Here is a 7,049-nt window from a genome sequence, read left to right on the forward strand (position 1 = left end):
CTCGCCAGTATCTATTGCCGATTGAGAGTAAATTTTTAGCCTTTTAAACGTAAGCGCTCAATGAACTGGTACATCTATCGACTAATTTTTCATTCATCTCTACTAAATTCTTCAATTCATTTTTTAAATGTTGTAATTCATCACTTAGTTTAATCGAGAGTGAGTCAAAATATGCATCTATATCATCAATATTTTGAATATCATGCAATACGCCTTCGCTCTCCATTTCAGTTATTTCTAGCTCTAATTGATCTATTTGTTGTTTGATACTTTTAATATGTGCCGCCAAAGCATCTACATCAAAAAATGTGTCACTACCAACAACAAATCCAGATCCTGCTATTAAGCTTTTCAGAATGCCTAATACTTTTTCTAAATCTTTTAATCTATAAGCAGTATTTAATTCTGACATTAACCCGTGTGCTTGTTCTTTAAACTCATTAGTTACAATATCAGGATGGCACAACTGTGATGCTTTTCTGTAAGCTACTTTTAGTTCTTTTATTTGTTCTTTAGTTAAGTTATAACTTTGTTTTATTTCGTGCTGAATTTCATTGTTGTCTTCCTCAAAGGATTTAGATTCTGATTTAGCTTGTCTATATTCAGGGGTTTCTTTGGTTTCATTAAAAGAAAATTTGGCTTTCTTACGCGCTTCATTTAGTTGAGATTCTTTATTATCTATATCTTTCTTAAGGGCTTGATAGTTAGTATATAGTGCATCATATTCATCACTAAATTCGTCAAGGCGGCTTAGCTTATGCTTGATTTTTTCTATTTCTTCATTTAAGAAATCATAATCTGATTTTATGGATTTATATTCTGTATTATCATGTTCAAATTGTCTTTTTTTAAGTATGTTTTTATACGAAAATATATCTACCTTTATATTTAAAATAGACTGAATCAGATCTCCTACTGTTAATGAGTATATTTGATTGAACTCGTTGATTTTATTTATTTTTTCATTTTTTTATCGCTTAACCCCTGCAATTTAAGTTCGAGCATCTTCAGTTCAAGCTTAAGTGCTGCTGATTGTGCACCTTCATATACAACTAAGCCTGTATTTTTATCAATATATCTATCGATACTACTTATTGCACTTATATATTGGTGTTCATTTAATTGTTCAATGATACTTTGGGCTTCGTTGTCAAGCTCAAGAGACTGTATTTTACTTATTTGTAATTCAATTATTTCATAATCTTCCAAAGCAACACTAGCTTTAATAATGGATAGTCTTTTTAATAATTGCTGCATGAGCACCTCATATAATGTTAAAACACGTTATAAAATATGTTTAATTAAAATATACCGAGCAACCTTGTTCTTCTAATTCGCTGATTATTTTCCTCTCTTGGACGATAGGGTTCCCGTCCAAGTAAAGCGCCTCTAGGTTTGGAAGTTCAACAATCCAATCTGGTAGGGCAGTGAATTGATTGTTGCCCAAATTAAGCAGCTTTAACTTTGTTAGTTTTTTAAAAGAGCTAGGTAAGTTAACTAATTGATTGTTCGATAAATTTAATTCAGTTAATTCAACTAGTTTTCCTATATTATTTGGCAAGGAAGTTAAAGATAGAAGACTTACATCAAGTCGATTTAATTTTACTAAATCAGTTAACAATTCAGGAAACACTGTAAAATTATTATTCGACAATTTTAATTTAGATAAATGATTTAAATTACCAAAAGAATCAGGTAACTTCGATAGGTTATTACTAGATAAAACTAGCTCAGATAAATGAATTAAATTACCAAAAGGATCAGGTAACTTCGATAGGTTATTACCAGATAAATCTAGCTCAGATAATTGAGTTAAATTACCAAAAGAATCAGGTAACTTCGATAGGTTATTAAAAAATAAATTTAGCTCAGACAATTGAGTTAAATTACCCAAGGAATCTGGTAACTCCGATAGGTTGTTGTTAAATAAATTTAGCTTAGATAATTGAGTTAAATTACCAAAGGAATCTGGTAACTCCGATAGGTTATTACCAGATAAATCTAGCTCAGACAATTGAGTTAAATTACCCAAGGAATCTGGTAACTCCGATAGGTTGTTGTTACATAAATTTAGCTTAGATAATTGAGTTAAATTACCAAAGGAATCTGGTAACTCCGATAGGTTGTTGTTACATAAATCTAGCTTAGATAATTGAGTTAAATTACCAAAGGAATCAGGTAACTTCGATAGGTTATTAAAAAATAAATTTAGCTCAGATAATTGAGTTAAATTTCCAAAACAATCAGGCAACGCTAAAAGCTCATTTGCCATTAAATCAAGGTTTGATAATTGTGTTAGCTCAAACAAGTTTTCAGGCAGTATATTTAGATAACAAAAACGTAAGTTCAACTCAGATAGATTGGAAAGCTTTATTAACCACTTCGGTAGCTGGGCCCCTGCTACGAAACCTAAGTCTAGAGTATGTAATTTACTTAAATTCCCTAAAAAGTTAGTTGAGTCATCCAACTTACAATATAGTTGCAAGTTTGTTAAATTTAATAGGTCAATTTTATTTCTCGGGATTACTTCTTTTGCTATATCCCTACTATCTGCCCACTCCCATAATCTCAGAACCCAATCGTCAGATTTTTTTTCTGCCAAAATAGAGCTAGCAGCTAACAATAAGTTTTTCGTTTTTTTAATTGCAGCAATACTGTTTTTATTTGTTGTGACGATACTATTTTTCATAAAATGGCCTTGATGGTAAGCAATGTTAATAAGTGGCTAAAGTAATGGAACTTAAATACTATACATATCAGTATTATAAACTCTAGACGGTAAAACGAAGTAACCAGCCATGGCTATAAAAATAAATCGCTCCATAATTTGTTCAGCATATTTTACCTTGTTTTATGAGGGGTTGTCATTGTTATATGGCGCTTTTGTTTGGTATTGGCCTGTGTTACGTTCATTCGTTATTACGTGAGAAGAAAGTACATTGATTTCACAACTTATGGACTACATTTAACTTTGTTTACAAAACTTCTAATTAAACTGACTTTTGCTATACTAGAACTAATCTCAATGGAATGCATCTTGCTCAGTAGACACCTTGTGATTATTATTCTATATTTTTCCTAAAAGCTTCGTTTAAAGCTTTTTTTGTATTTCTTTTTCATTTTTACACCTTTTTCTTTCATATTCATAAGGATGATTACAATCTTCGTCTGCACCCAATCCAATTTGTAATCTTTGTTCATCCTCCTCACACAATATTTGTTGGGCAGGCTCCATATTCACGCATATAGTGCCCTCGCCTTTATCAAAAGAACCATAGTCCTTTACGCTATATAAACCACACCCATTAGTTAAAAATATAAATATTGCTACAAAAAATATTTTCAAATTCATATAAAATACAATCCACAAATAACATTTAAAAAATTTAGCTTCATGCAAGCTCACCCCTAATTACTATAATTGCAATAATTAGCTTCAAAAAATCCTGCTTTATTAATATTAGTATCACTTGGTGACAGTTGAATATTACTAACTCCAAACAGTTTCAAGTCATTGGCTGAATAATAAAAACCTCTGATTTTAAGGGAGGGTTACAGTACGTCTTAGAGCGATCAGTCTAAGACGTAATTGCCCCTTTATTAGTTACAGGCGATTTGCAGGACAGAGCAGTGGCGAGTCTTTCGACCAATTTTTTCTCATCGGTAAGTGACCGTTACTGATAACTTTAAGTCAGAGATAAATATAAACTCTCATTTTTAGTTTTTTGTTCGTTTATCTAGCATTACTTTGCTAGAGTACGTATTAATCAATAACTTAACTAAGCCGTAGTTTAAATAATAAGGTTGAACTAAATAAGCTTATTAGTGTAAAACTTTTAGAACTAGAAGAAACTCTTACTCATGTAATGATGGATCTTGCTACAGCTGTCAGCGTATTAAGAGATTATGAGTCAAGTGCTCGGTTTAAAGAGCCAAGCAACAGTGAAAAAAGGCAATGTGTCTGGCGAGCAAATATAGGATGATGTTAATCAGTAAATTAAATGGCTTACTTTATTTCGCTACTTCAAAGCTGAAAACCAAGAAACAGTAATTAAAGTTTTTGCTGCTCGATCTTCTTTTCTGAAATCAAACGAAGCTTGGGCATTATCGCGTTAGCCGTCCAAGCCTCTGTTTTATGTTGATCTGGTGAATGTAGCAAGCCAGCAAATAGAAAAACAAATACAACAAAATGTTGCAGCACCTTTTTAGAGCTAAACTTGTTATGTTCAACCTTAAACAAGATCTTCAGCATCTCTACTGTTTTGTCAAACTCATCTCTCTTGCTCGAATACACCACTTAAATTAAACCTCTGTTAACCTGCCAGTTTTCACAACCCATTGCTTTAAAGCATTGAATATTACTAATGTACCAATAACCATAGGCATTACAACCAAAAGACAATAAAAGGCATTAAGATTTAATTCTAAGATACCTGTGTAGTGAAATAGTTAATTTGGCCTCAAACTAAAAGGTTAAAACCACAGCGGGTAACACATGAGACGGCCAATGGAGTAAGGGCATCCGTTAGATTCCTTCGCAACCGCTACAAAATCTAATGAGTCTTACTATCGACTAGTACAACAACTCTAAACCGTTTCTGTCCAGAAATGGGTTAGACAGACTCTAATGTAGTGGCCAGAATTCATTGTCCACTACATACACAGTGACCACTTTTTGTTGCTCTCAATAAATAGATACCTAATATTTATTCGAAAGTGAACGGAGTATTATTTTGTTTTTTACTTTGTAGCAATGATGTTGTTAAGTTTAATTTATACAATGGTGTACGTTTATTTACCTTGTTGCGTTTATTTTATGTGGTTATTCTTTGCTTTAATTTATAAAGTGATTTTTTAAGGTTTATAATGTACCAGACGTCCACAAAGAAACTATCTTGTTTCTTTTGCTTTTTAGCTTTTTCAATATCCTTTCCAAAGAGTGCTTTAGCTGATAACTCACAGTTACCTGAGCTGATTAAAAAAGACTTAAGGCATTCTGTGGAATGTGAAGTTCTAACTGAATCGCTCGGGTTAGATTACATAAGTGAGCAATGGGATCAGGTTAGTCGAGCACTAATTACACCTTTTAGAGACGAGAAAGGAACCCCACACATGAATCAAATTATGTTCCTACTAGGTTACAGCTATGGAGCATCATCACAATGGACTGATTTGACTTCTGATTACACAGTTAGAAGTCATTATCGTGACTTATGTCCAGACACCTTGCCTACTCTTCAAAAACGATATGAAGTTGAGTGATAGCTTTTAATTTAAAACTGGTAAAATTGTTGGTTAGGCCCTTTTGGATTTTAAAGTGGGCGTATTGTTAACTTCAATCATTATTACTATTTATTTTGTGTGATGCTTGGCCGTATCGGCTAGTGAGGGAATGTGAGTTTGTATTCTGAGGGTGCTTTTGTAGAAAAAAGAAGGACTATGGTTTGGGCTCGTCACTCATCAGGTCGAATGAAACATATAGGGGATGTGCCAAATGGTCTTTCCTGCGAGTGTTACTGCGTAGATTGTAACGAAACCTTAGTTGCTAAGAATGGCGGTAGGAAAGATCGCCTTAAGCACTTTGCTCACAGAGCGAACTCAGCCTGTGAAGGAGAATCAGCACTTCACTTTGCAGCAAAGCAAATGATTGTAGAATTTAGGGAAGAAGGTTTGTTCTTACCAAAAATTCAGCACTTAGTGAGTTACGTTGACCCCTTAGGTTGCACATACGAGTACCTCATTGATAGGCAACTAAATAAACTTTCAGCATACTCTGCCAAGCTTGAGCAAAGAATCGGTAATATAGTTACAGATGCTCTCATAGAGCATGGTGGTGAACGGCTTGCTGTGGAAATCTTTTATCGTCACCAAAAATCAGAACAAGACAAAACCAAATTTAAAATCAGCCAGTTAAGTGGAATCGAGATCGATATAAGTATGCTTGAGCCCAATACTGCGCCTAGTGAGTTGAAAAACTTTGTGCTTAAAGAGGCACCTCGTTCGTGGATGTTCAATCGAAAAGAAGAGTTACTGGTACAAAACGCAAATCAGAAACTGCATAAAAAATCCCGCTCAACCTTTAGAAAACGCCTTACTCTTGTGGGTAATAAAGCATCAAATTGGCTGCAACAAGCTGTAGGTAACCAATCCTTACCAAACCTTGCTGTGGCAATGATTGGACTATATAAAGAAGAGCTACCGACACCTAAGTTAGTTCTCACATCAATTACTACTAACCTTACCCGTATAGAGAATAAACCAATCCTTAAGGCAATTGTTCAATTAAATGATAAGACCAACATTCCGATCTTTTTTGTGCCTATTGGCTCCTATACGAACTGTTTAGATCAAGGTGTTCATCTCAATTACTGGTATTCAAGTTCGCACGACAACATCAAGCTAGAAAATCTTTGCTGGATTAATCTTGAGATTTGGGAGTCACGGTATAAACAATATGTGAGTAAGGTTGAGCTGTTAAAATCAGAATCGATACAAACCTTTGCGTCTGATTTTCAGGGGCTATCTAACGATATGAAGTTTCTGGATATGGCCAAAAGGTTGAGAATGCCACCAGGCAAAATCTCCGAGGAGCAAAAGAGGTTTAACTTTCATTGGAATGCCCCAAATTACATCTGGCAATCTATAGCTCTAAATTATTTTCTTAAGAATTACGAATCCATAGATTGTGGGCTGTTGGCTGAGAATGATTGGTTAAGAAAACTTTTAGGCTTTAAAATGACTGAAAAAGCAATAGAAGGTAGAAGTAAATCTATATATTTTTGGATGAAAAAGCACTTAGAACCAATGGGGTTTGCCATTCATAGTTACGGCTTACAGTGGATAGTACGTAATGAGGACTTCGCTGAGAAAGAGGGCGATCTTAAGTTGAGTAAATTAATATCTAATTAAAATTATCTGAACTGAGAAAACCTTTTTTGCCATATGAATTAGTTTGCTAGGTGGACATTAACTCATTTATGTCCAGGTACGTGTCAGTGAAATGCTGCTGACACGTTCATGCCCCAAAACGTGTTTGAAATGGATATCTC

5 protein-coding genes are annotated in these 7,049 nt (G+C 33.9%); 1 reads left to right on the plus strand and 4 read right to left on the minus strand.

Translation table 11 applies throughout. The features are described from left to right. Nucleotides 1-43 precede the first annotated feature (43 nt). The 4 genes from AB4140_RS18705 to AB4140_RS18720 all read right to left on the minus strand — a co-directional run bounded on the left by AB4140_RS18705 (nt 44) and on the right by AB4140_RS18720 (nt 3,400). The gene (locus AB4140_RS18705) at nt 44-412 is read right to left on the minus strand and encodes a hypothetical protein (RefSeq protein WP_372002165.1); all 369 of its coding nucleotides are present in this window, start codon (nt 410-412) and stop codon (nt 44-46) included. A gap of 542 nt (nt 413-954) precedes the next feature. Further along, nucleotides 955-1,257: a hypothetical protein gene (locus AB4140_RS18710; RefSeq protein ID WP_372002166.1), complete on the minus strand. Its 303-nt coding sequence runs from the start codon at nt 1,255-1,257 to the stop codon at nt 955-957. Between the two features lie 40 nt (nt 1,258-1,297). Continuing rightward, on the minus strand, nt 1,298-2,689 hold the full coding sequence (locus AB4140_RS18715; RefSeq protein WP_372002168.1) for a leucine-rich repeat domain-containing protein: 1,392 nt from the start codon (nt 2,687-2,689) through the stop codon (nt 1,298-1,300). A gap of 402 nt (nt 2,690-3,091) precedes the next feature. Beyond that, nucleotides 3,092-3,400 (minus strand): hypothetical protein, encoded by a 309-nt coding sequence (locus AB4140_RS18720; protein WP_372002170.1) that lies wholly within the window; start codon nt 3,398-3,400, stop codon nt 3,092-3,094. Between the two features lie 2,000 nt (nt 3,401-5,400). On the opposite strand from AB4140_RS18720, the gene AB4140_RS18725 reads away from it, so the two are divergent. Then, complete coding sequence (locus AB4140_RS18725) at nt 5,401-6,909, plus strand: competence protein CoiA family protein (protein WP_372002172.1); 1,509 nt, start codon at nt 5,401-5,403, stop codon at nt 6,907-6,909. Nucleotides 6,910-7,049 lie beyond the last annotated feature (140 nt).

The sequence above is a fragment of the Shewanella sp. 10N.286.51.B2 genome (assembly GCF_041469265.1).
Classification (GTDB): domain Bacteria; phylum Pseudomonadota; class Gammaproteobacteria; order Enterobacterales; family Shewanellaceae; genus Shewanella.